The 19,811-nt window shown below is 40.8% G+C and carries 23 protein-coding genes and 1 tRNA gene; 10 read left to right on the top strand and 14 right to left on the bottom strand.

The window, feature by feature from the left end; all coding sequences use genetic code 11:
• Window positions 1-8: 8 nt before the first annotated feature.
• The 4 genes from J4E76_RS20980 to J4E76_RS05460 form a co-directional block, all read right to left on the bottom strand.
• Entirely contained in the window at window positions 9-131 is a 123-nt protein-coding gene (locus J4E76_RS20980; protein ID WP_255552014.1) for a hypothetical protein, read from the bottom strand.
• Between the two features lie 96 nt (window positions 132-227).
• On the bottom strand, window positions 228-788 hold the full coding sequence (locus tag J4E76_RS05470) for an AraC family transcriptional regulator (RefSeq protein ID WP_208501908.1): 561 nt from the start codon (window positions 786-788) through the stop codon (window positions 228-230).
• Between the two features lie 282 nt (window positions 789-1,070).
• A complete protein-coding gene (locus J4E76_RS05465; protein WP_208501907.1) occupies window positions 1,071-1,799 on the bottom strand; it encodes a LytTR family DNA-binding domain-containing protein in 729 nt (242 codons plus the stop codon).
• The gene (locus tag J4E76_RS05460; protein ID WP_208501905.1) at window positions 1,796-2,779 is read right to left on the bottom strand and encodes a sensor histidine kinase; all 984 of its coding nucleotides are present in this window, start codon (window positions 2,777-2,779) and stop codon (window positions 1,796-1,798) included. The genes J4E76_RS05465 and J4E76_RS05460 overlap by 4 nt, the downstream gene beginning before the upstream one ends.
• 208 nt (window positions 2,780-2,987) lie before the next feature.
• On the opposite strand from J4E76_RS05460, the gene J4E76_RS05455 reads away from it, so the two are divergent.
• A complete protein-coding gene (locus tag J4E76_RS05455; protein WP_208501903.1) occupies window positions 2,988-4,079 on the top strand; it encodes an agmatine/peptidylarginine deiminase in 1,092 nt (363 codons plus the stop codon).
• 74 nt (window positions 4,080-4,153) lie between these two features.
• Here J4E76_RS05455 and J4E76_RS05450 read toward each other — a convergent pair.
• A tRNA-Ile gene (locus J4E76_RS05450) sits at window positions 4,154-4,227 on the bottom strand.
• Window positions 4,228-4,302: 75 nt separating this feature from the next.
• Here J4E76_RS05450 and J4E76_RS05445 point away from each other — a divergent pair.
• From J4E76_RS05445 to J4E76_RS05430, 4 genes are all read left to right on the top strand, one after another.
• The gene (locus tag J4E76_RS05445) at window positions 4,303-4,941 is read left to right on the top strand and encodes an HAD family phosphatase (protein WP_208501901.1); all 639 of its coding nucleotides are present in this window, start codon (window positions 4,303-4,305) and stop codon (window positions 4,939-4,941) included.
• Window positions 4,931-6,019, top strand: a complete 1,089-nt coding sequence (gene mtnA, locus J4E76_RS05440; protein WP_208501899.1) for an S-methyl-5-thioribose-1-phosphate isomerase — start codon at window positions 4,931-4,933, stop codon at window positions 6,017-6,019. Before J4E76_RS05445 ends, mtnA begins: the two co-directional genes overlap by 11 nt.
• A gap of 4 nt (window positions 6,020-6,023) precedes the next feature.
• Window positions 6,024-6,614, top strand: coding sequence for a class II aldolase/adducin family protein (locus J4E76_RS05435; RefSeq protein ID WP_208501898.1), 591 nt, complete (start codon window positions 6,024-6,026; stop codon window positions 6,612-6,614).
• A gap of 82 nt (window positions 6,615-6,696) precedes the next feature.
• Window positions 6,697-7,209: a hypothetical protein gene (locus tag J4E76_RS05430; protein ID WP_208501896.1), complete on the top strand. Its 513-nt coding sequence runs from the start codon at window positions 6,697-6,699 to the stop codon at window positions 7,207-7,209.
• A gap of 60 nt (window positions 7,210-7,269) precedes the next feature.
• On the opposite strand, the gene J4E76_RS05425 is transcribed toward J4E76_RS05430, so the two are convergent.
• From J4E76_RS05425 to J4E76_RS05405, 5 genes are all read right to left on the bottom strand, one after another.
• Window positions 7,270-7,569, bottom strand: a complete 300-nt coding sequence (locus J4E76_RS05425) for a rhodanese-like domain-containing protein (RefSeq protein ID WP_208501894.1) — start codon at window positions 7,567-7,569, stop codon at window positions 7,270-7,272.
• Between the two features lies 1 nt (window position 7,570).
• Complete coding sequence (locus J4E76_RS05420; protein ID WP_208501892.1) at window positions 7,571-9,499, bottom strand: T9SS type A sorting domain-containing protein; 1,929 nt, start codon at window positions 9,497-9,499, stop codon at window positions 7,571-7,573.
• Window positions 9,447-10,244: a PASTA domain-containing protein gene (locus J4E76_RS05415; RefSeq protein ID WP_208501890.1), complete on the bottom strand. Its 798-nt coding sequence runs from the start codon at window positions 10,242-10,244 to the stop codon at window positions 9,447-9,449. Before J4E76_RS05415 ends, J4E76_RS05420 begins: the two co-directional genes overlap by 53 nt.
• A gap of 151 nt (window positions 10,245-10,395) precedes the next feature.
• Complete coding sequence (locus J4E76_RS05410; RefSeq protein WP_208501888.1) at window positions 10,396-10,632, bottom strand: NifU family protein; 237 nt, start codon at window positions 10,630-10,632, stop codon at window positions 10,396-10,398.
• 4 nt (window positions 10,633-10,636) lie between these two features.
• The gene (locus J4E76_RS05405; RefSeq protein ID WP_208502729.1) at window positions 10,637-11,731 is read right to left on the bottom strand and encodes an Mrp/NBP35 family ATP-binding protein; all 1,095 of its coding nucleotides are present in this window, start codon (window positions 11,729-11,731) and stop codon (window positions 10,637-10,639) included.
• A 111-nt stretch (window positions 11,732-11,842) separates the two neighbouring features.
• Between J4E76_RS05405 and dnaG the strand changes: the two genes are divergently transcribed.
• The 5 genes from dnaG (at window position 11,843) to surE (ending at window position 17,374) form a co-directional block, all read left to right on the top strand.
• Entirely contained in the window at window positions 11,843-13,780 is a 1,938-nt protein-coding gene (dnaG, locus tag J4E76_RS05400; protein ID WP_208501886.1) for a DNA primase, read from the top strand.
• Window positions 13,781-13,830: 50 nt separating this feature from the next.
• On the top strand, window positions 13,831-14,991 hold the full coding sequence (ribB, locus tag J4E76_RS05395) for a 3,4-dihydroxy-2-butanone-4-phosphate synthase (protein ID WP_208501884.1): 1,161 nt from the start codon (window positions 13,831-13,833) through the stop codon (window positions 14,989-14,991).
• A gap of 110 nt (window positions 14,992-15,101) precedes the next feature.
• Window positions 15,102-15,749, top strand: coding sequence for a hypothetical protein (locus J4E76_RS05390; protein ID WP_208501882.1), 648 nt, complete (start codon window positions 15,102-15,104; stop codon window positions 15,747-15,749).
• Between the two features lie 56 nt (window positions 15,750-15,805).
• Window positions 15,806-16,510, top strand: a complete 705-nt coding sequence (locus J4E76_RS05385; RefSeq protein WP_208501880.1) for a hypothetical protein — start codon at window positions 15,806-15,808, stop codon at window positions 16,508-16,510.
• Between the two features lie 87 nt (window positions 16,511-16,597).
• On the top strand, window positions 16,598-17,374 hold the full coding sequence (gene surE / locus J4E76_RS05380; protein WP_208501878.1) for a 5'/3'-nucleotidase SurE: 777 nt from the start codon (window positions 16,598-16,600) through the stop codon (window positions 17,372-17,374).
• A 14-nt stretch (window positions 17,375-17,388) separates the two neighbouring features.
• Here surE and J4E76_RS05375 read toward each other — a convergent pair whose 3' ends face one another.
• From J4E76_RS05375 to dcd, 4 genes are all read right to left on the bottom strand, one after another.
• The gene (locus J4E76_RS05375; RefSeq protein WP_208501876.1) at window positions 17,389-17,760 is read right to left on the bottom strand and encodes a hypothetical protein; all 372 of its coding nucleotides are present in this window, start codon (window positions 17,758-17,760) and stop codon (window positions 17,389-17,391) included.
• Window positions 17,757-18,950 (bottom strand): outer membrane beta-barrel protein, encoded by a 1,194-nt coding sequence (locus J4E76_RS05370; RefSeq protein WP_208501874.1) that lies wholly within the window; start codon window positions 18,948-18,950, stop codon window positions 17,757-17,759. The genes J4E76_RS05375 and J4E76_RS05370 overlap by 4 nt, the downstream gene beginning before the upstream one ends.
• Before the next feature lie 105 nt (window positions 18,951-19,055).
• Window positions 19,056-19,292 carry a membrane protein insertion efficiency factor YidD gene (gene yidD, locus J4E76_RS05365; RefSeq protein WP_208501872.1) on the bottom strand — a complete coding sequence of 79 codons (237 nt, stop codon included), beginning with the start codon at window positions 19,290-19,292 and terminating at the stop codon, window positions 19,056-19,058.
• The gene (dcd, locus tag J4E76_RS05360) at window positions 19,292-19,810 is read right to left on the bottom strand and encodes a dCTP deaminase (protein WP_208501870.1); all 519 of its coding nucleotides are present in this window, start codon (window positions 19,808-19,810) and stop codon (window positions 19,292-19,294) included. The genes yidD and dcd overlap by 1 nt, the downstream gene beginning before the upstream one ends.
• Between the last annotated feature and the right edge of the window lies 1 nt (window position 19,811).

The following is a 19,811-nucleotide window of genomic DNA, read 5'->3' as shown; positions in this document are numbered from 1 at the left end:
CTAGAAGTTCAATAGTTAGATTCTCTTGATTTCTCCTGGCGTTTTTCTGCTTTTGCGGCACGCTTTTCTTTTAGGGTCTTTGTTGCTGGAGTCTTTCCAGATTTAGATTTCCCTTCTTTCTCTTTTGACATTTCTTCGAGTTATTCAAGCCGTCCATTCGACCATAGAACAAGGTGGGTGTTATGTTTGAGCATTACTTACACTCCTGAAGCAAAGGCTTACATATATCACAGGTTCTCCAAGTTGGATTTTCGCTTTTCTTTTAGTTTTCTGTAGAAGGAAGGAGTAAGGCCTGTTATCTTCTTAAACTGATTGGACATATGAGCAGCGCTGCTATAGTGAAGTTTGTAGGAGATTTCAGAGAGGCTGAGTTCGTCATAGAGAATTAGCTCTTTTACTTTCTCTATTTTATTAAGGATGATGAATTGTTGAATAGTAATACCCTTTACCTCTGAGAAAGTGTTTGCTAAATAGGTATAGTCGTAGTCCAACTTCTCACTTAAGTAGTCAGAATAATTCACCTGAGGTATTTCATCGGAATAATGGATCATTTCAATAATCGCATTCTTGATCCTGTCAACGAGAATACTTTTCTTATCATCAAGCAGTTCTAGCCCTGATCGGAGTAAATTGGTTTTCAATGACTCACGTTGTTGGTTAGAAAATGTGCTAAGGATTTCTACGGTTCCTAATTCCACAACTGCATGTTTTAAGCCTAGTTTTTCCAGTTCTTGTTCCACAAGTATCTTGCAGCGCAGGCTTACCATGTATTTGATATAAACTTTCATAGAGGCTTTCCATAGTATACGAGTTCTGTCTAGGAAGAACTGGATGTTTGAGGAATGATTTTGTGCTGACTATGGAGAGGCATGACCCGAAATCAAAAAAGCCCCACTTGACAGTTGAGCTTTTACTTTTTGTGGCCCCACCCCTCCAAAGGCGGACAAGCTGGGCTTGAACCAGGGACTTTCTGATTATGAGATTGTCAAACGATGATTTGATGGTGTGATTGTCTCGTAAATATTCTAAATGAAGGTGAAATAGTTGAATTATTTGGGTCTCTTGACGATTTAGATAAGACCATGTCTGTCAATTAGCTGGAGTAATTCTGACTTCAAACTCCGACTAACCGGAACTTTGTGACCTGAGTACAAAACCACTTGATTCCCATCAATGCTTTCAATTTTAGCCATACTAACAATAAAAGATTTTTGACACCTGAAAAACTGATTGGTAGGTAATAGCTCAGCTAAAGAACTAATACTCATAAGAGATACCACCGGCTTCTTGTCTTTTAAGTGAAACCTGACATACTTCTGCATGCTTTCCACATATAGAATTTCATTGTAGAGAATCTTTACCCCTTTATAATCAGATTTTACAAAGAGGTAAGTCTCTTGTTCACCATCCTTTGAGGCAAAAAGCACAGGTTCCTTTTCCTTCAACAGGGTCAGGGCCCTAGACACTGCCTTGAAAAAACGATCAAACCTTATGGGCTTAAGCAAGTAATCGATCACATTGAGTTCGTAGCCTGCTAATGCATATTCAGAGTAGGCTGTAGTGAAGATAGTATAAGGAGGATTTTCGAGAGCCTTCAAAAAATCAATACCCGTCAAATCTGGCATTTCAATGTCTAGAAACATGATGTCTATCTCTTTCTGACTTAAAACCGCCATGGCTTCCATTGCAGTATGGCATTTTGCTACCACTTCTATATTTGGAATTTTCTTCAAATGTACCTCTATCAGGTCCTGAGCAAGGGTCTCGTCATCAACAATTATACAGTGGTAAAGTCTCATGCGTTCAGGTCTATGTACAAATCAGTTTTAAATCTGTCGTTGGTAGAATCAATTTGAAATCGATGCTGCCCTGGATAGTAATGGCTTAGTTGCTGTTGTACATTGCTCAATCCGATTCCGTTTTTTTTGTTGGAAGAGTTAAAGGAGTTTTCGGTCCAAAAATGTAATTGATTGTTTTCAACTTCGAGATTGATATTAAGCACTCCATGTTTGTTGTAAGTAATATCTCCATGTTTAAAGCAATTTTCTACAATGTTGATTAAAAGCAAAGGAGGGATTTGTTGCGAGCTTTTTATCCCTTTGGTAGTCAGTAAAATATTCTTTCCTCCTTTGGGTTTTTTAAGTTGTTGGAGCTCAGTATAATTCCTCAATAATTCCATTTCCCTTTCCAATGATACGTAAGCTTGTTCCCCCTCATATATGATATAGCGTAATAGGTCCGAGAGTTTCTCAATCATTAAAGATGTATTCTCATGCTTTGTAATACTCAATGAATAAATATTATTAAGGGTATTGAACAAAAAGTGTGGACTTACCTGAGATTTCAGAAGCTGTAATTCAGTCGTTAACTTTTGATTGCTTAGTTCGAGGTTTCTCTTTTTCTCTAGCTCATATTGGTTCACCTTCCAAAAGAGAAAGGACACCAGAATGAACATGGTGAAATTTAGGGCGAATGAGATGACAACGCGAAGTTCTGATTCACTAAACAAATAGAAACCCAATTCAGAGAAGTAATAAGGAATAAACAGAATAATGAAAAACACAATAACGCTTATCAAGTAGGGCGTCATTCCTCTTCCTTGAAGTATTCTGGGAATGAGTATCAACAGGTTGACGTAACTAACGATCACATTGATGGCACACTCCGAAAGGCTGAGCAACAATGCCATTTCAAACTCATAATCAAATATGAGAGAGTCGAAAGTCAATCCAAAAACAAAGACCCAAAGTAAAAAATGAAAGATTTTGCTCTTTTCCATATCCAAGCAGAAGAGCTCAAAAGTAAACCTATCAGTCTCTGCAATTAAATTTTATCCACGAAAGGGCAGATTTGAGGTACAAGATGCCATTTTCTTTCTAAATCCACTTCTTATGTATTTCAAGGTTAGAATAGCTGCTTAGGTGGAATATTTTTTAGTCAGTGGACAGGTCACCCTACATTTCACTCAGAATCAAAAAAAGAATATTATGAAAAACGGAATGATTTTAAAAGGTCTGGCTTTGACGTTGTTAATTATTGCCAGTTGTGCTGAAGATGTAGTGCCTACCATCTTGGTCCCAGAAAATGTAGTGGTTTATACCATGCCCAGCGAAGAAGAAGCACATGAGGGGACCTGGTTGCAATGGCCACATAAGTATACCTTTGGTCAAGAACAGCAAGACAGATATGACCCAATATGGGTGGATATGACTAAAGCCCTACATACAGGTGAAATCGTTCATATAATTGCTTATGACCAAACGGAGAAAAGTAGAATCACCCAGTTATTAACCAATGCCGGAGTGGACATGCAACAGGTAGATTTTTTAGTTCGAAAAACCGAAGATGTTTGGGTAAGAGACAACGGTCCCATTTTTGTCCGTGATGAAAATGACAATTTAAGAATCACTAATTGGGAGTTTAATGGCTGGGGAGGTAAATATGCCTATGAGCATGATAATCAAATACCATCTCATGTTAGCACCGCAATTAGCGTTTCAAAAATTGATGTGAATATGGTACTGGAAGGAGGTGCCATTGAAGTGGATGGTCACGGTACACTAATGGCCACCAGGAGTTCTATTTTGAACAGCAACAGAAATCCAGGTCTAACTCAGGAACAGGCAGAAACCTTTTTCAAACATTACCTAGGGGTTACCAACTTTGTATGGTTGGATGGTATAGCAGGCCTGGACATTACGGATATGCATATTGATGGAGTCGCCAGATTTGTAGGAAATCATACCATTGCTACATATTCAAAAGAGGTTGTGGAAAACTTTGGAGAGGATATTATTATCAAGGATTATGAAGTATTGAAAACCGCCAAAAATGCTGTTGGTCAATCTTATACAATAGTCGAATTGCCTTTGGCTTGGCAGTCAGAAGGTAGCTATTTGAATTATTATGTGGGGAATGAAGTAGTGGTGGTGCCAAACTTTAATGAATCTACCGACTCAGAGGCTAATGCGATTATTCAAGGGCTTTATCCAAACAAAACGGTTGTTGGTGTTAATGTACTTGAATTATGGAAAGATGGAGGTGCTATACACTGTGTTACCCAACAACAGCCTAAATGAAATAAAGACGCGTCTCGCACAAATAGTCTTAAAACAAAAATGACTCAACCTAAGGGCTGAGTCATTTTGTTTTGTGGGCCCACCTGGGCTCGAACCAGGGACTTTCTGATTATGAGTCAGATACTCTAACCAACTGAGTTATAGGCCCTATCCAAAAGCTGTCGAAGGCCTTTGAAAATTGGATTGCAATGTTACATATTTGCTGCTAATTAAACAACCTCCAATGGCCTTAGATATTACTGAAATTGACGCAATAGTTTTTGACCTTGGAGGAGTGATCCTAGACCTTCATATAGAAAGGACTTATCAGGCTTTTGCCGGACTTGGTGATTTGTCTTTGGAAGAGGTTAAACAGCTATCCAATCTAGATTTTTTCAAACAATACGAAACGGGCGATATCGATGATCCTACCTTTAGGGCACACCTTAGAGAAGAACTCGAGTTCAAAGGAGCTGAAGATATCTTGGATGAGGCATGGAATGCTATGATTGGGCCAATAGCAAAGAACAAGTTTGAGCTTCTTGACCAATTAAGCTCAACACACAAACTTTACCTGATGAGTAATACCAATGAGATTCATATGAAGAGAATCTTACGCATTGCGAACCATATATCGTCTGAAAAGCATTTCTATAAGTATTTTGACAAGGTTTTTCTCTCATGTGAAGTCGGTGAACGCAAGCCGAATGTTGGCTTTTACGAGCACCTAATGCATGAAACAGACTTAGCACCTGATAGGACACTTTTTATCGATGACTTGGAAGAAAACATAACTACTGCGAAAAACTTAGGTTGGAAAGGTCATCACTTAAAACCTGATGAATCTATTGTAGAACTTTTGAATCAGTCCAATGAATATTAATGGCAAGGCATACCATACCATTTGGGTAAAGGAGGGTGAGCCCGATACTGTTCAGGTTATTGACCAGCGTGTCTTACCGCATCAGCTAGTCATTCATGATATTAACAGTCCTGAAGAGGCAGCGGTGGCCATTTCAGATATGATTGTGCGAGGTGCACCATTGATCGGTGTAACGGCAGCATATGGACTTTACCTGGCTTGTTTGCGAAATGCTGATAGTGATGAGCTGAAAGAAATAGCCAGTATGCTCAAAGAAAGTCGACCTACAGCAGTAAACTTAGCCTGGGCCGTTGATTTGGTGATGGATAAGCTGCTCAATACACCGATTGATCAAAGGCCTTCTGTGGCACTAACGGCAGCTGATAGGATTAAGGCTGAAGACATTGAGATTTGTCGAATGATTGGTGTTCATGGACTCGAATTGATCAAGAAACTCTACGAGGAGAAAAAGGAGACTATAAACATTCTTACCCATTGTAATGCGGGTTGGCTGGCAACGGTCGACTGGGGTACGGCTACTTCGCCTATATATCAGGCCGCTCAAGCCGGAATTCCAATTCATGTGTGGGTAGATGAAACGCGACCACGCAATCAAGGTGCTAACCTTACAGCTTACGAGCTATTGCAGCAGGGAATTCCGCATACCTTGATTGTCGATAATACAGGTGGCCACTTGATGCAACACGGAATGGTAGACATTGTTATTGTTGGCACAGATAGAACTACTGCTCAAGGAGATGTGGCCAACAAAATCGGTACCTATTTAAAGGCTTTAGCGGCTAAGGATAACAATGTCCCTTTTTATGTAGCCTTGCCTTCTTCAACCATTGACTGGACTTTGAATGATGGTATTAAGGAAATACCGATTGAACAGCGAAGTGAAGAGGAGGTCACCTCAATTTCAGGGTGGTCAGAAGGAAAAATGCAGAAAGTGCGCTTGAGCCCCCTTGGAACTCCTGCTGCTAATTATGGATTTGACGTAACACCAGCACGATTGATCAGCGGATTAATTACGGATCGGGGAGTTTGTGCTGCTTCCAAAGAAGGTTTGTTGGGCTTGTACCCTGAAAGAGCATAGGACTATGGATGATGGGTATATCAAATTTAAGATTGATTGGCAGGAGGGGAGTGCACCCGATTATCCAGAAATGGATGATTTGATCATGTGGCGAGATCGCATGTATGATATGGGTTTGATCGGTTATGATGAAAACTACAAGGTCGGTTTCGGAAACATCAGCATACTTCCCTCAATTAACAAAAACTTCATTATTTCTGGAACACAGACGGGCCATATTGAAAGGTTAAAAGCTGAACACTTTACGGAAGTAACTGACTATAGCATTACCAAAAACCAGCTGTCCTGCCTTGGTCCAGTCAAAGCATCTTCAGAGTCTTTAACCCATGCTGCCATCTACGAGGCTGATCAAAATATTCGTGCGGTCATTCATATCCATCACGATCAGCAATGGGAGGCCTGGTTGGACCAAATCCCAACAACAAACAAAGATGTACCATACGGAACGCCAGAGATGGCTTTCGAAATCGCTAGACTATTCAAAGAGAATAATTCTTTCAATCTTCTGGCAATGGCCGGCCATCAGGGTGGCCTGATTGCTTTTGGCGAAAACTTGAAAGAGGCTGCTCAGCCATTTTTGGAAGTCTTAGGGTAAACTCGAACACAGTGCTTTAAAGGGAGTTTTTTTATCGGCCTGTTTTTCTATTCTGTATTACCTTCTAACTTGTAAGAAGCTTATGAAACTGAGAAAGGCCATATTGACAGTACTATTGATCACCTTCATCTCCGGGTTTTGTTTAGGACAAGATGCAGAATCACATTTTAAGGGTTTGAAAAGTAACATGGTACATTTCATACCTGGTCTACAAGGAGCTACCATAGGCTATGAACGTAAGTTATGGCATCCAAAGAAGCAGGCCCCCTTTTTTAAAACCATCACCGCCAGATTTGAAGGCGGTGTCTTTCGGTCCGCTTTGGCTTATGCATGGAACGATGAGGAGGATTTTAATTCATTCTACGCCCTGTCAATTTCTGGCCTTACAGGAAAAGGGAAGAACCATCTAGAGTTCGGATTTGGAGTGGTAAGAACGGAGGGTATCGAAAATATTTATTGCTGTTTAGGAGACTACAGTTGGGATATTTATCCAAACTTGGGTTATAGGTTTCAAAAGCCCGATGGAAAATTTGTCTTTCGGGTTGGCGCAAGTCACCCTCGATACACATACGTTTCTGTAGGGTACGCTTTCTAAGTAGTCTCACTACTTCGGCTTATAGCCTTCAATAAACTTTTGTCTTGTTAAAAGCCTTGATCAGGCGTCTTCTCTATAGGCCATAATCCCTCCAGCAAGGTTAATTACATTACTGAATCCCTGAGACATCAGGTACTTTTGGGCTCTTGCCGACCTTGCACCACTTCTGCAATGAACAATTACTTCTTCATCTTTTAAATGGGTGATTTCAGACAATCTCTTTGGCAAATCTCCCAGTGGTAATAGTTGGGCACCAATATTATCTTCATCGAATTCCCATTCCTCGCGAACATCAATAATATTCAAATTGCCACCGTTCGCTTGTCGTTGTTTTAATTCTTGAACTGTAATTTCCTGCATTTCAGTTATTTAGAATAATTCGTTTGGTAAATACATCTCCACCGATGGAGAATTTCAGCAAATATATTCCTTTTTTATTTTTACTCAGATCGATATAAATGCCACCGGTGGTTTCGGTGAGCTCATAAGCACCTTCGGTGCCCCAATTGTCATAAACTTTTAGTGTCTCGATATTTGAATGAGCAATAAAGACCCGACCATTACTTGGGTTGGGGTAGACGCTTGGTGCAACCTCACTTGGCTGGCTTGCGGGAACAAAGTTGTCAGCCACTTCCTTGTCGAACCTTGGTCTCATCATTAGGCTACCCCTTACGAATTCATTGGGTCTCCAGTCGCCACTGACGTTAAAGAATAGTTTGTCCCCAGTGTCATTGTTCTTGTCAAGGCCTACGGCCAAAAACTCATTTGTCGCCTGTTGAAAACCAATGTAGAATGTGTCTTGCACAAAGACGGGTGTATCTAGTGCGTAAGCCCTTAAATCTCCAATACTCGATGGCCTGATGACGCTATAGGAGTCTTGAAATAATACAGATTCAGGGTTGTCGTCCAGATCGCTCCAAACTAATAATTCAATGGGTTCGCCTGCCTGCTGAGTGAATGGAAAATTAATATCGATATGTGTTAAAAGAGCACGCTGTTCTGCAAAGAAGGCATAGGCAATCTGACCACCTCTTTGATTAATACCTGCTGCAAAGTCAGGGTCTCCATCATCATAAGCTAGATAATCATCAATAACCGTGGTGACTCTCACGGTGTCATTAAGCCTGTAGTCGACAGATTGATTGAAAGTGGTATCAACTCCAGGGTCAATGGCTTCAATCAGGAAGTTATCTCCAGACCGTATGAAATAGGTGGTCTCGAGCAGGAGTGAATCGGCATTAACATTTAAGAGGTTACTATTTAATGCCGGAGAAGTAAAGGTTCTCCTTTCAAAGCCATCAGGTATAGGGTTGGCGATCGTTTCGTTATTTAGGATTTCGATCTCAGTGTCTCCAGAAGTTTCTCTTACGATTGTGTTGAACTGTATGGGTTGAAAGAACTCGTTGAGGTTATAGAACTCGGCATCTGTTTCAACCAAGTAGCGACCCGGATTGGCAAAGAATTGCTCGGTTGGCATAGCCGAGTAGGGAGCAATTAAGAAAGATGGTTTGCGCGTTAAGGCCCTATCAGGATGGGCGATGTCATTTGCGTGTCGAGAGTCGTTCAGAAAAATGTAATCTAACAGCCATGTGTCAAAAGCTCCAGCCAATCTTGAATAAGACTGAAATCTGAACTGAAAGCTATCAAAGAAATAGTTTCGAGGTACCTGGATGAGCTGCTGAGTAAAATCATCGGACTCATTTTCTCTTCCCCCCACTTGTGACCAGACATTCTGCCATTGACCCAGAGCATCTTTGAATTGCAAGACCAAAGAATCTTCAAGGTCTGGTATTTCTCCATTACCATTGAGTTGCCAAAAGAAGCTTAGGTATACCGAGTCGACCTGATCAGCACCAAGAGTTGATAAGTCAATCAGTTGTGAGACGAGACTATCTGTTGCTCCATTGATTAGGCTGTTGGCATCATAAGGCGCCCCATTTACATCTACGCCATCAAATACAGCTACATTTATGGTGGGAGCGTTTCTACCTAAACCATTGCTAATTCTAACGTTATCTGAATTTGACCACTTGCTTACCGATGGGATAAGATTGCTGGTCGAGAAGTCTTCCCAGAAGGGGATGTTAACTGTAGCTAAAGTCTGACTTGTCTGGCTTCTTGCATACCTAACGCCTCCGGATCTATTGAAGGTATTTGGTAGTGGTCTCTCCACAATTTGGCCAGTCACGGAAAGTGAGACCACAAATAGAGATAATATGATTGCCTTTATCCTCAAGTCAATTGCCGCTATTCTCTTTTTCTTCTTCCTCTTTTGGAGGCTCGTCACCATTGATCCAAAGTTCAATGATTCGATTCTTTCTCACGACAGTACCCAATGGAGGTAATTGCTTGTATATGGTGTTTTCCGGCACAGTATCGTTTTTAATGTAGTTAACGATATCTAAACGTAATTCTGCTGCTTCAATCTGAAATTTTGCTTCGTCTAGTGTCTTGCCAATGAAATCCGGAATAGGGAAGGTTTCAATACCAATACCATTTCCAATAACAAGATCAACCACTGAACCTTTGTACAGCATGGTACCTGGTACAATTTCTTCACCTTCTACTTCTTGTTTGATCACCGCATTTTCCCGAAGGTCTGGGACATAGGTGATTTCTCCTCTCTTAAGGCCATTGCTACTCAATATGTCTTCCGCGTTTAGCAGATCTGTATTGATCAAATTGGGCATTCTTACTTGAGGAGGGACGTTGGCATTTAGGGTCAAGTAGATTTTGCGGTCTTCCTTCACTTTGGCCCCGCCTTTTGGATTTTGACTGAGGATTACTTCTGCCTCAAAGTTTTCTGAGTATCCCGAGTCTATCACTACCTCATATCGAAGGTCCCTGTTGGTTAGAAACTCATCTATGCTCTCGAATGGGGTACCGACCAAATCGGGTACCGTAATGGTTTCGTTGTGGTTAGTACTGGCTGGAAGGTATATGTAAAAAAAGAATAGTAGTAGAACCACCGAAATACCTACCATGATACCAATGTTCTTTAAGAAACGGATAATGGTAAAAGGCTTATTGCTCATCTTCAGTAAAAGTAACGTCCGCAAGCGTTGTTCATTTTATGCGGTACGAGAAGTTATTGGCAAAGATAGTTATTAAGTAAAACTGACAAATTTTAAGGGGAATCAACCGGGCATCCAAAAGTCAGGATACCTCATGGTAGATGGCCTGTTTTTAAACTTCGGCAACGTTCACAGCCTCAACGCCCTGAATTTCAGGAACGTCACGTTTTATAGCCTCTTCCACACCAGCTTTCATCGTCATCGGTGACATAGGACAAGTTCCGCATGCGCCCTCTAATTCTAGTCTGACGATCATGTCATCGGTAATCTCCAATACTTTCACATTACCGCCATCGGCAATGAGAAATGGCCTGATTTTCTCTAAGGCTGCTTCGACTCTGTCCAACATATTATTAAACTTTTAATTCAACCTTTTTCGTTTCAGCTTTTTCAGCGTTTCTTATCGCTATTTGCTGTGCTACTGTTTCAGCTATACCTATAAAGGCATCTGCTGTAGTTCCTTCTTGCATTATAGCAGGGTAGCCAATGTCGCCACCTTCTCTAATACCTTGCACCAATGGTATCTCACCTAAGAAAGGTACCTCATGCTTTTCAGCAAGCTTCTTACCACCGTCTCTACCAAAGATATAGTATTTATTATCAGGTAGTTCTTCAGGTGTAAAGTAAGCCATATTTTCTATCACCCCAAGTACAGGAACGTTGATCTGAGGCTGTAAGAACATATTCAGTCCTTTTTGCGCATCTGCAAGGGCTACTTTTTGAGGAGTGGTAACAAGCACGGCTCCTGTAACAGGCACGGTTTGTACCATAGTCAAATGAATGTCACTTGTTCCTGGAGGAAGGTCGATCAACAAATAGTCAAGGTCTCCCCATTCCGTATCGGCAATAAATTGCTTCAAAGCACTACTCGCCATCGGGCCTCTCCAAACCACGGCATTTTCGGCTGGGGTAAGAAAGCCAATTGAAATTAGCTTGACACCGTATTGCTCAATAGGGATGATGAGGTTCTTTTCGCCTACTTTTTTAATGCCCGGCTGCTCATGCTCACAATTGAACATAGTGGGCATAGATGGGCCAAAGATATCTGCATCTATAACACCTACCTTGGCACCTTGTCGAGCAAGGGCGACTGCCAAGTTAGCGGTAACGGTAGATTTTCCAACTCCGCCTTTTCCTGAGGCTACAGCGATAATATTTCTCACGCCAGGGAGCAAAGGTGTGTTGTCACGTGTGGTGGTGACATCAGAGGTCATTTCAATCTCCACTTCCACATCAGGGCTAATATGCTCGCTGATAGCATCAAGACAGTTATTTTTAATAACCTCTTTCAATGGGCAGGCCGGAGTCGTCAATACCACGGTAAAAGACAATTTGTTGCTATCCACCGCTATATCACGAATCATATTCAACGTAACAAGATCCTTTTTAATGTCAGGATCATCTACATGTCTTAAGGCATTTATAACACTCTCTTTAGTCAACTCCATTGCTTTCGATTTCAGATGCAAATAAAATGCATTCGATTTACTTTTCATTAACAGTTGAGTGAGATATTAGTTCAAGAAAAGTGTTTCCAATCGCTATATTTGAAATCCGAAATGGCAATCAATGACGCTACCATCCAAGACATCAAGAATCGCATCGATATAGTCGATGTTATTGGAGATTTTGTCACACTCAAAAAAGTAGGTGGAAACTACCGTGCGCTGAGCCCATTCACCAACGAGAAGACACCTTCCTTTTACGTTTCTCCTTCCAAAGAAATCTACAAGTGTTTCTCTTCTGGAAAAGGTGGGGATGCAATTTCCTTTGTAATGGAAGTAGAAGGAATCAGCTATATAGAAGCCTTGAAATACCTTGCCAACAAGTATGGCATAGAAATTCAGGAAGAGGAGCTGACTGATGAGCAGATTGAAGCTCAGAATGAGCGAGAGAGTCTGTTTATAGTACTCAACTTTGCTAGCGAGTATTTTCAAGATTTACTACATAAAAGTGATGAGGGAAAATCAATTGGCCTGAGTTACTTCAAGGAAAGAGGTTTCACGGAAGCGATCATCAATAAGTTCGACCTGGGTTACTCGCTTGACGTTTGGGACGGACTGCTAAAAGCAGCAAAGGAAAGAGGGCATACGGAAGCCATGCTTGAAAAGGCAGGTCTCATTCTGACCTCTGAAAAAGAGCAAAAGAAATACGATCGCTTTAGGGGAAGGGTGATTTTCCCAATTCATAACGTAGCTGGAAAAGTCATTGCTTTTGGAGCCAGAACCTTACGAAGCGATAAGAAACAACCGAAATACCTCAACTCTCCGGAGACAGAAGTATACCATAAGAGTAATATCGTCTATGGTATTCATCAGGCTAGACAAGCGATTCGAAATGCTGATTTATGTTTCTTAGTAGAAGGCTATACTGACGTTATATCCCTACATCAATCGGGTGTCGAAAATGTGGTTTCATCTAGCGGTACCTCACTAACAAAAGAACAGATTGGTCTAATTAGTCGATATACTAAGAATATCACCGTCCTCTATGATGGTGATAGTGCTGGTATAAAAGCATCGTTTCGAGGGATCGACATGATTCTGGAGAATGATCTGGATGTAAAGGCAGTGGTGTTCCCTGAAGGTGAAGACCCTGATAGCTATTCAAGAAGTATGAGCTCTGAGGCCTTTCAGCAATATCTGGAAGACAATGCTCAGGATTTCATCACTTTCAAAACCAATGTGCTTACCGATGGTGGAAAGCAAATTGATCCTGTCAAGAAGGTTCAGGTTATTCGTGACGTTATCGAGAGCATTTCTCTGATACCTGATGGCATCAAAAGGTCTGTCTATATCCGTAGTTGTGCCGATCAGCTGGAAATTGAGGAGCAAGTCTTAATAAGCGAGTTGAATAAAATTCTTATTCAAAAGCAGCGTAAGGATCGACAAAGCCGTGATAGGGCTGAAGCTCAGGCAGTAGATTTGTTACCAGAACCAGAGGTTGCTACTCAGAAGCAAGAGTTAAAACTTACTTCATATCATGTAGAGAGAGAGTGCCTTCGATTGCTTGTCAATTACGGCAATGACCCTTATGATGATGAGATGACGGTTGCTGAGTTCGTGCTCCACGAGACGGAATCTGTGAACTTTGAGGATAAAATGATCGAAAAGACCTTCAATCATGCGGCCCATCTGGTAAGCAAAGGAAAGAGAATTGAGCCTGATCAGTTTATTGGTCCACAAGACCCATCTATGAGTCAACTAGTGATTGACCTTTTAGAGATGAAGTACTTTGTCAGTGAAGGGTGGCAGGAAAAACATCGAATTTCCATTATTCATGAGTCTGAGGATTTAGCAGAAGCGTCCTACAAAATTGTGCTCCGTCTGAAGTGGAAAAAGTTGAATTCTCTTATTCAACAGAATGATGATGCTTTAAAAAAGGCTCAAGACTCAGAGAACATTGCCGAACAAGATGAATTGCTCAAAATGAAGATGCATTTGAAAGCTATGTTTGATGAGGTTAGTACGGAGTTGGGCGTGGTAATTTCCAGGTAGTTTTGTGGAGGTCATATACTTATTACCTTTGCATCGCTTAAATCAGAGGAATGGCTGAAGAAATCAGATTAAATACCATTGAAGAGGCTATTGAAGCTATCAAGAACGGTGAAGTAATCATAGTTGTTGACGATGAGAACCGCGAGAATGAAGGAGACTTTATCTGCGCTGCGGAAAAAGTGACTCCTGAAATCATCAACTTTATGGCAACTCACGGTAGAGGTCTTATATGTGCATCACTCTATGAAGACCGTTGCAACGATTTAGGTCTTGACCTAATGGTTAGAAACAATTCCGCAGCCTATGAGACGCCATTCACAGTTTCCGTTGACTTAATTGGTCATGGTTGTACAACAGGCATTTCGGCATCTGATAGATCAAAAACTATTCAAGCCCTTATAAATCCTGATACAAGGCCAGAGGAACTGGGTAAGCCAGGGCATATCTTCCCGCTTCGGGCAAAAAAAGGAGGCGTATTGAGAAGGACGGGTCACACGGAGGCCGCGGTTGATTTTGCTCGTTTGGCAGGACTCAAGCCTGGCGGTGTGCTGGTCGAAATTATGAATGAGGATGGCACAATGGCCAGACTCCCTGATCTAAAACTTGTTGCAGACCGATTCAATTTGAAGTTGGTCTCGATTGAAGATTTGATTTCTTATCGTCTTGAAAACGAGAGCTTAATTGAAAAAGAGATCGGGATTGACCTGCCGACAGAATATGGTGACTTCCACCTGCAGGCCTATAAGCAGATCAATACTGGCGAAGTTCATTTGGCAGTGGTCAAAGGAGAATGGGAGCCTGACGAATCGGTTTTGGTTCGTGTGCACTCATCCAGCACTTTGGGTGATATCTTCGGTTTTAAGTTTGATGCCGGTAATCCTATCAAGTATGCCATGCGAATGATTGAAGAGGAAGGAAAAGGAGTTGTGCTTTACATGAATCAGAATGCTCGTGGACAAAGACTACTGCATGAGATTCAAGCCCTTAAGAAAGAAGGAATTACGGATAAGCCTCTTAATCGAAAATTTGGTATTAAAATGGATGAGAAGGACTATGGAGTTGGCGCTCAGATTCTTCGCGACTTAGGTGTATCAAAGTTGAAATTGATATCGAACAATCCTCAAAAGAGAATTGGTATCATTGGTTATGGCCTTGAGATTACCGAGTATGTGGCTCTAAAGGGTCAAAACGCTTCTCAAAGCGTGATTTAAGACCCGATTATGGTCTAACATCTGATAGATTTTATTAAAACCTTTTATTTTTTTTCGAAAAGCAGCCTTTTTCTGTAACAAAAAGTATAGATATCGTTGTTACTATTACGATGAGGCTATTCTTAACCACGATACTTGTATTCAGTGCTTTAAGCGTTCAAGCTCAGCGCTTTGGGTTTCAGTTTCCCAGTGAAATGTGGCACAGTGGAGAAGTGGTTTTATCAGATGGAAATACAGTCAGAGGAATCATAAAATATGATATCTCTGGAGACGTAATTCAAGTTGATCAGGATAAAAAGATTCAAACTTTCGCAGCAAGTCAAATCCAGCAGTTCAAGATTTTTCAAGAAGACATCGCAAGATTTAGACTGTTTTTCTCCATTCCATTCTTAAACAAGAATGGTTATAGGAGACCATCATTTTTCGAGTTGATTTTTGAGGGAGAGACTAGTCTCTTAGCGAGAGAGATGATTCTGGTGACAACACGGCCACCACGTGATCCTTACTTTTCAGGTGGTCGAAGGTACAATCCTTATGGGCTTACCAGTAATGTTAGAGTGCTTGATCATGAGCTTTATTTGATGAACAACAAAGGCAAAATCACACAACTCACAAAAAAGAGAAAGGATGTTATTTATTCATTCGATGATAAATATTCTGATCTTAAAAAGATCATCAAAAGCAATCGGCTGAAAATGAATAGCATTGATGACATAGCCACCTTGGTAGCGGAGTATAATAAGTTGGGTGATCAATAGGTGCTTCAGGCCAGTCCTGAACTTAGGATAAATTACTGTGTGCTAAATCTTATGGAATGAATAGGGTATCGATAACTGTTTGTCTTCTTCTGTTCGCTTTGTGTGCCAATGCTCAGATCTCAGATTTAAACGGTTGGATAGATGAAACTTGGCGACCCTTGAATAGCCCAAGTACAAGTCGTTCTGATGGTTCAAGCCACCGAAAGCCTAACAGGCGTCAGAGAATTCAAGCCTTTCCTCCTGTCTGGAATCACGGGTCAGTTTTACTTTCAGACGGTAGTTTGTTAGAGGGAGTGATAAACTATAATGTGGCTAGAGACATAGTTCGAATTAACTCAAGCGATACTGTCCGAATACTCGCAGCCAACCAAATTCAGCATTTCGAAGTTTACAAGAATTTACCCCGGGTAAGACGCAACAGTGTTGACACAAGGGCCATAAAGGCCAAATACTATAGCCTCCCGTATGTCATAAGGAACGGCTACTCAAGACCCAAACTATTTGAAATGGTGGTTGATGGTAATACGAGCTTGCTCAGGAGATGGGTTTATGGTACTAGGTACTCCGATCGTAAATTGTATCTCAAAAATCCGGAGGGAAAGATTACTCGAATTAAAAAAAGAAGAGGTCAGGTCATCCAGTCTTTTGATGGTAAGTATGACGAACTGAAACAGATAGCCAAACGAGAGCGACTTGATATGTATGATGTGCGCGATGTAATGAGATTAGTCCAAGCTTACAATCAGCTCATGGATCAATAAGATTTTCTGATTTTTTTCATAAAAAGACAAGGTTCATTGCGCTTAGAAAGTCTAATGTTTCGAAATTAGGACTTCAATAATAGCACTATGTCCAAACCACTAATTCTTGTTTCTAATGACGATGGTATAACCTCGAATGGTATTCGCTTTCTAGTTGAGGTGATGAGCACCATTGGTGAAGTAGTGGTAGTCGCACCTAACAGCCCTCAGTCCGGTATGGGGCATGCCATTACCATCGGTGAGCCACTAAGACTTCTCAAGACATCTCTTTTTGATGACCTGGGAGTGAAGTCGTACGAATGCTCTGGTACTCCAGCGGACTGCGTGAAACTCGCAAAACACCATGTTTTGAAAGATAGAAATCCTGATCTGGTTGTGAGTGGGATAAACCACGGAAGTAACCTTGCCGTAAGTGTGCTGTATTCGGGTACTATGTCTGCTGCTATTGAAGGCGCTATAGAGGGCTTCCCAGCCATAGGGTATTCTCTCTCAGATTTTTCCCATAACGCAGACTTCTCGCACACAGAAGAATTTGTAAAGCATATAGCAGAGCAAGTGCTAAAAAATGGACTGACCAGAGGCGTTGCTCTCAATGTTAACTTTCCTCCCAAGCAAAATGAGAAGATAAAAGGGATAAAGATTTGTCGTCAGGCGAAGGCCCACTGGGAAGAAGAATTCGATCATCGCAAAGACCCTTATGGTAGACCATATTTCTGGCTCGCTGGAAATTTTGTTAACAATGATAAGGGAGAGGATACTGATGTTTGGGCAGTTGATCACAATTATGTGGGTGTGGTACCATGTCAGTACGATTTAACCGCTCACCACGCCATTGCCCAGATCAATGATGACTGGGATCTTTGACTAAAATTTGCTAGCTAGTTTGAAAGCGAGAAAGGAATTGTATCGCCATATATGGTATTGTTTGCTGTGATCGCATAAGCCCGTACTCTCAGAGCTGCGTTTGTTGGTATGTTAAGAATTTCCTCAGAGAATTGATTTCCATCTAGATTTTTTGCTACAACCTTATTCCCGAATATGTTTGGAATACCACTAGACCAAACAAAGCCATATTCAACTATTTCTTCATTTAAACTGTTTTGTGTGATTGCTCCAAAAATTCTTATTGAAGTGGGTGACAAAACTTCCATAGAGATGGTCTGAATCCGTGGAAATTCCCTGTCGAATAAAGTGTCTTGCTCACAGTTTGTAAGTAGGGTCAAACAGAAAATACAAATGCCAATTCTCATTTTAAGCTGATTATGATTCCAATTGATGATTGTTTAAGAGAACTAATGAAGCCATCAGGCGCGACAACAAAGTTCGTGATTGGAGAAAACAATTCTCCAATCAGCCCTATCTCGAAGTTTTGGACTTGAAAAGTTACTCCAGTTCGTACCCAAGCTGTAAAAAACCGCTTTATTATGTCCAAATAATCACGATTCTCTGTTGTTATGAACGATTGTGTGATATTGTCATAAAGTATATTGCTTGAAAAGTTAGTGACGAAACTAAATGCTATTCCCGGTTGAACAAAGAAGGAAACTTTGTCCCTTATTATATAGTATCTCAGAGAGAGTGGAATTTGAATAAAATCGATATCATGAATAGTTTCATATTGGTCTGCTATAGAACCAGGGGGACTGTTAGTCACAAAATTGGTATATCGACTAGCTGTGTACCTTAGTTCAGTCTCAAAGTGTGATTTCTCTGAGAGCCTCGGGAATAAGAAACTTGCACTTAAACCAAAAAACAAATCACTAGACTCGTAATTGTTATTCAATATACCCGCTAGATAGTTTTCATTGAAAACTTTAAGGGTTGATTTTCTTATACCGGCCGACACACCATAGTTAATTGCTAACTTAGGAATGCCACTCTTCACTTCTTTAAAGTACGAGCCTTTACATTTATTGTATTTTATAATTAGATGAGTGAGTTCTGATTCGTTAAGGCTGGCACTTTGTACTTCTTCGAGTACAACCCCACAGTCCGATAAAAATTCAAAAAGAGCCCCTTTCCATTGTTTGTTTTTTCTCTTGAAACCTCCTTCTCCTGCATACTCGATGGTACCTTCAGAAAGTTTTAAGGTGTTTTTGGACTGATTTCGAACAAAAAAATCACCACGGTGGCGATAGAGCTCAACTTCACCAAGAACAAGAGTTTCAATAAAGAGGGAATCGATTAATTCTGAAGAATAACTCTTGCCTTTATAAAAGCCATAACCTTTCAATTGTTGGGGAAGGTATCGTATTGAACTCTCCTCCTTCTTTACCTGAACGTTTAGAAAGCGACTTTTATTTGGAGTGTTTTTGAGCAGAACATTGGTTGTGTCGCCATTTAACTCAATGACATAACCTTCTCTCCAAGAAGATTGTGCCGATAGAAATAGGTTCATTACTGAAAGTATTCCTATGAAAACAACTAACCTTAACTTCATGGTCTAAAAATAACTAGAGGGCTTACAATCATATAATTTTTCCAATAATAACTTAATATTTTTAGATAGAAGGTTTGGGTGTTCGATTTGTGGTATTAGAACAGTTTACTTTTCGTCCTTTTTAGGGACTGGATCATAACCATGTCCGCCCCACGGGTGGCACTTGCTGAATCTTTTGATACCTAACCAAATGCCTTTGATCGGTCCCCATTCTTGAATGGCCTCGACAGTATATGCCGAACAGGTAGGATTAAATCTACAGTTAGCCCCTAACAAGGGTGAGATCGCGTATTGGTAAACGCGAATTGGGAAAATGAATATGGTCTTGATGACCTTCTTCATCACTTGAAGTCTTTATAGAGCATACTTGCCTGGATTCCCTCGTTGTTCTGATACTTACCGTTCTTATACGTGTCAAAATCACCTTCAATCGTATGATAGAAGATTTGGCAGATATCCACACCTGCATAAATTCTGATTGGTTGAACGCAGAAGATTTCAAGTGTCCAAAATCCATTAAAACCCACATCACCGAAACCAGCGGTAACGTGAATAAAAAGCCCTAATCTTCCGATAGAAGAGCGGCCTTCTAGCATAGGTACAAACTTGGAAGTTTCAGTTTTCTCAACAGTTCTACCCAAATACAGCTTTCCGGTTTCCAAAAGAAGTCCATCCTCAGGAATAGTTAGGGGCTCAACTGGATTTGGATGCTTCATATCCAATACCGGATTGGAATAAACCATCAGCTCATTATGTAGCTTAAGATTATAGCTATTGGGATTAAGCTGAGATTCACTAAAGGGTTCAATGTTGATCCCTTTGCCAATTTCTCTCTTGATTTCCTTACCTGATAGAATCATG

Origin of the sequence: Roseivirga sp. E12 (assembly GCF_017592825.1) — a bacterium.
In the GTDB taxonomy this organism is placed as follows: Bacteria; Bacteroidota; Bacteroidia; order Cytophagales; family Cyclobacteriaceae; genus Roseivirga.
Note: the sequence above shows the minus strand (reverse complement) of the source record. Positions and strands in the feature narration are given on the sequence as shown.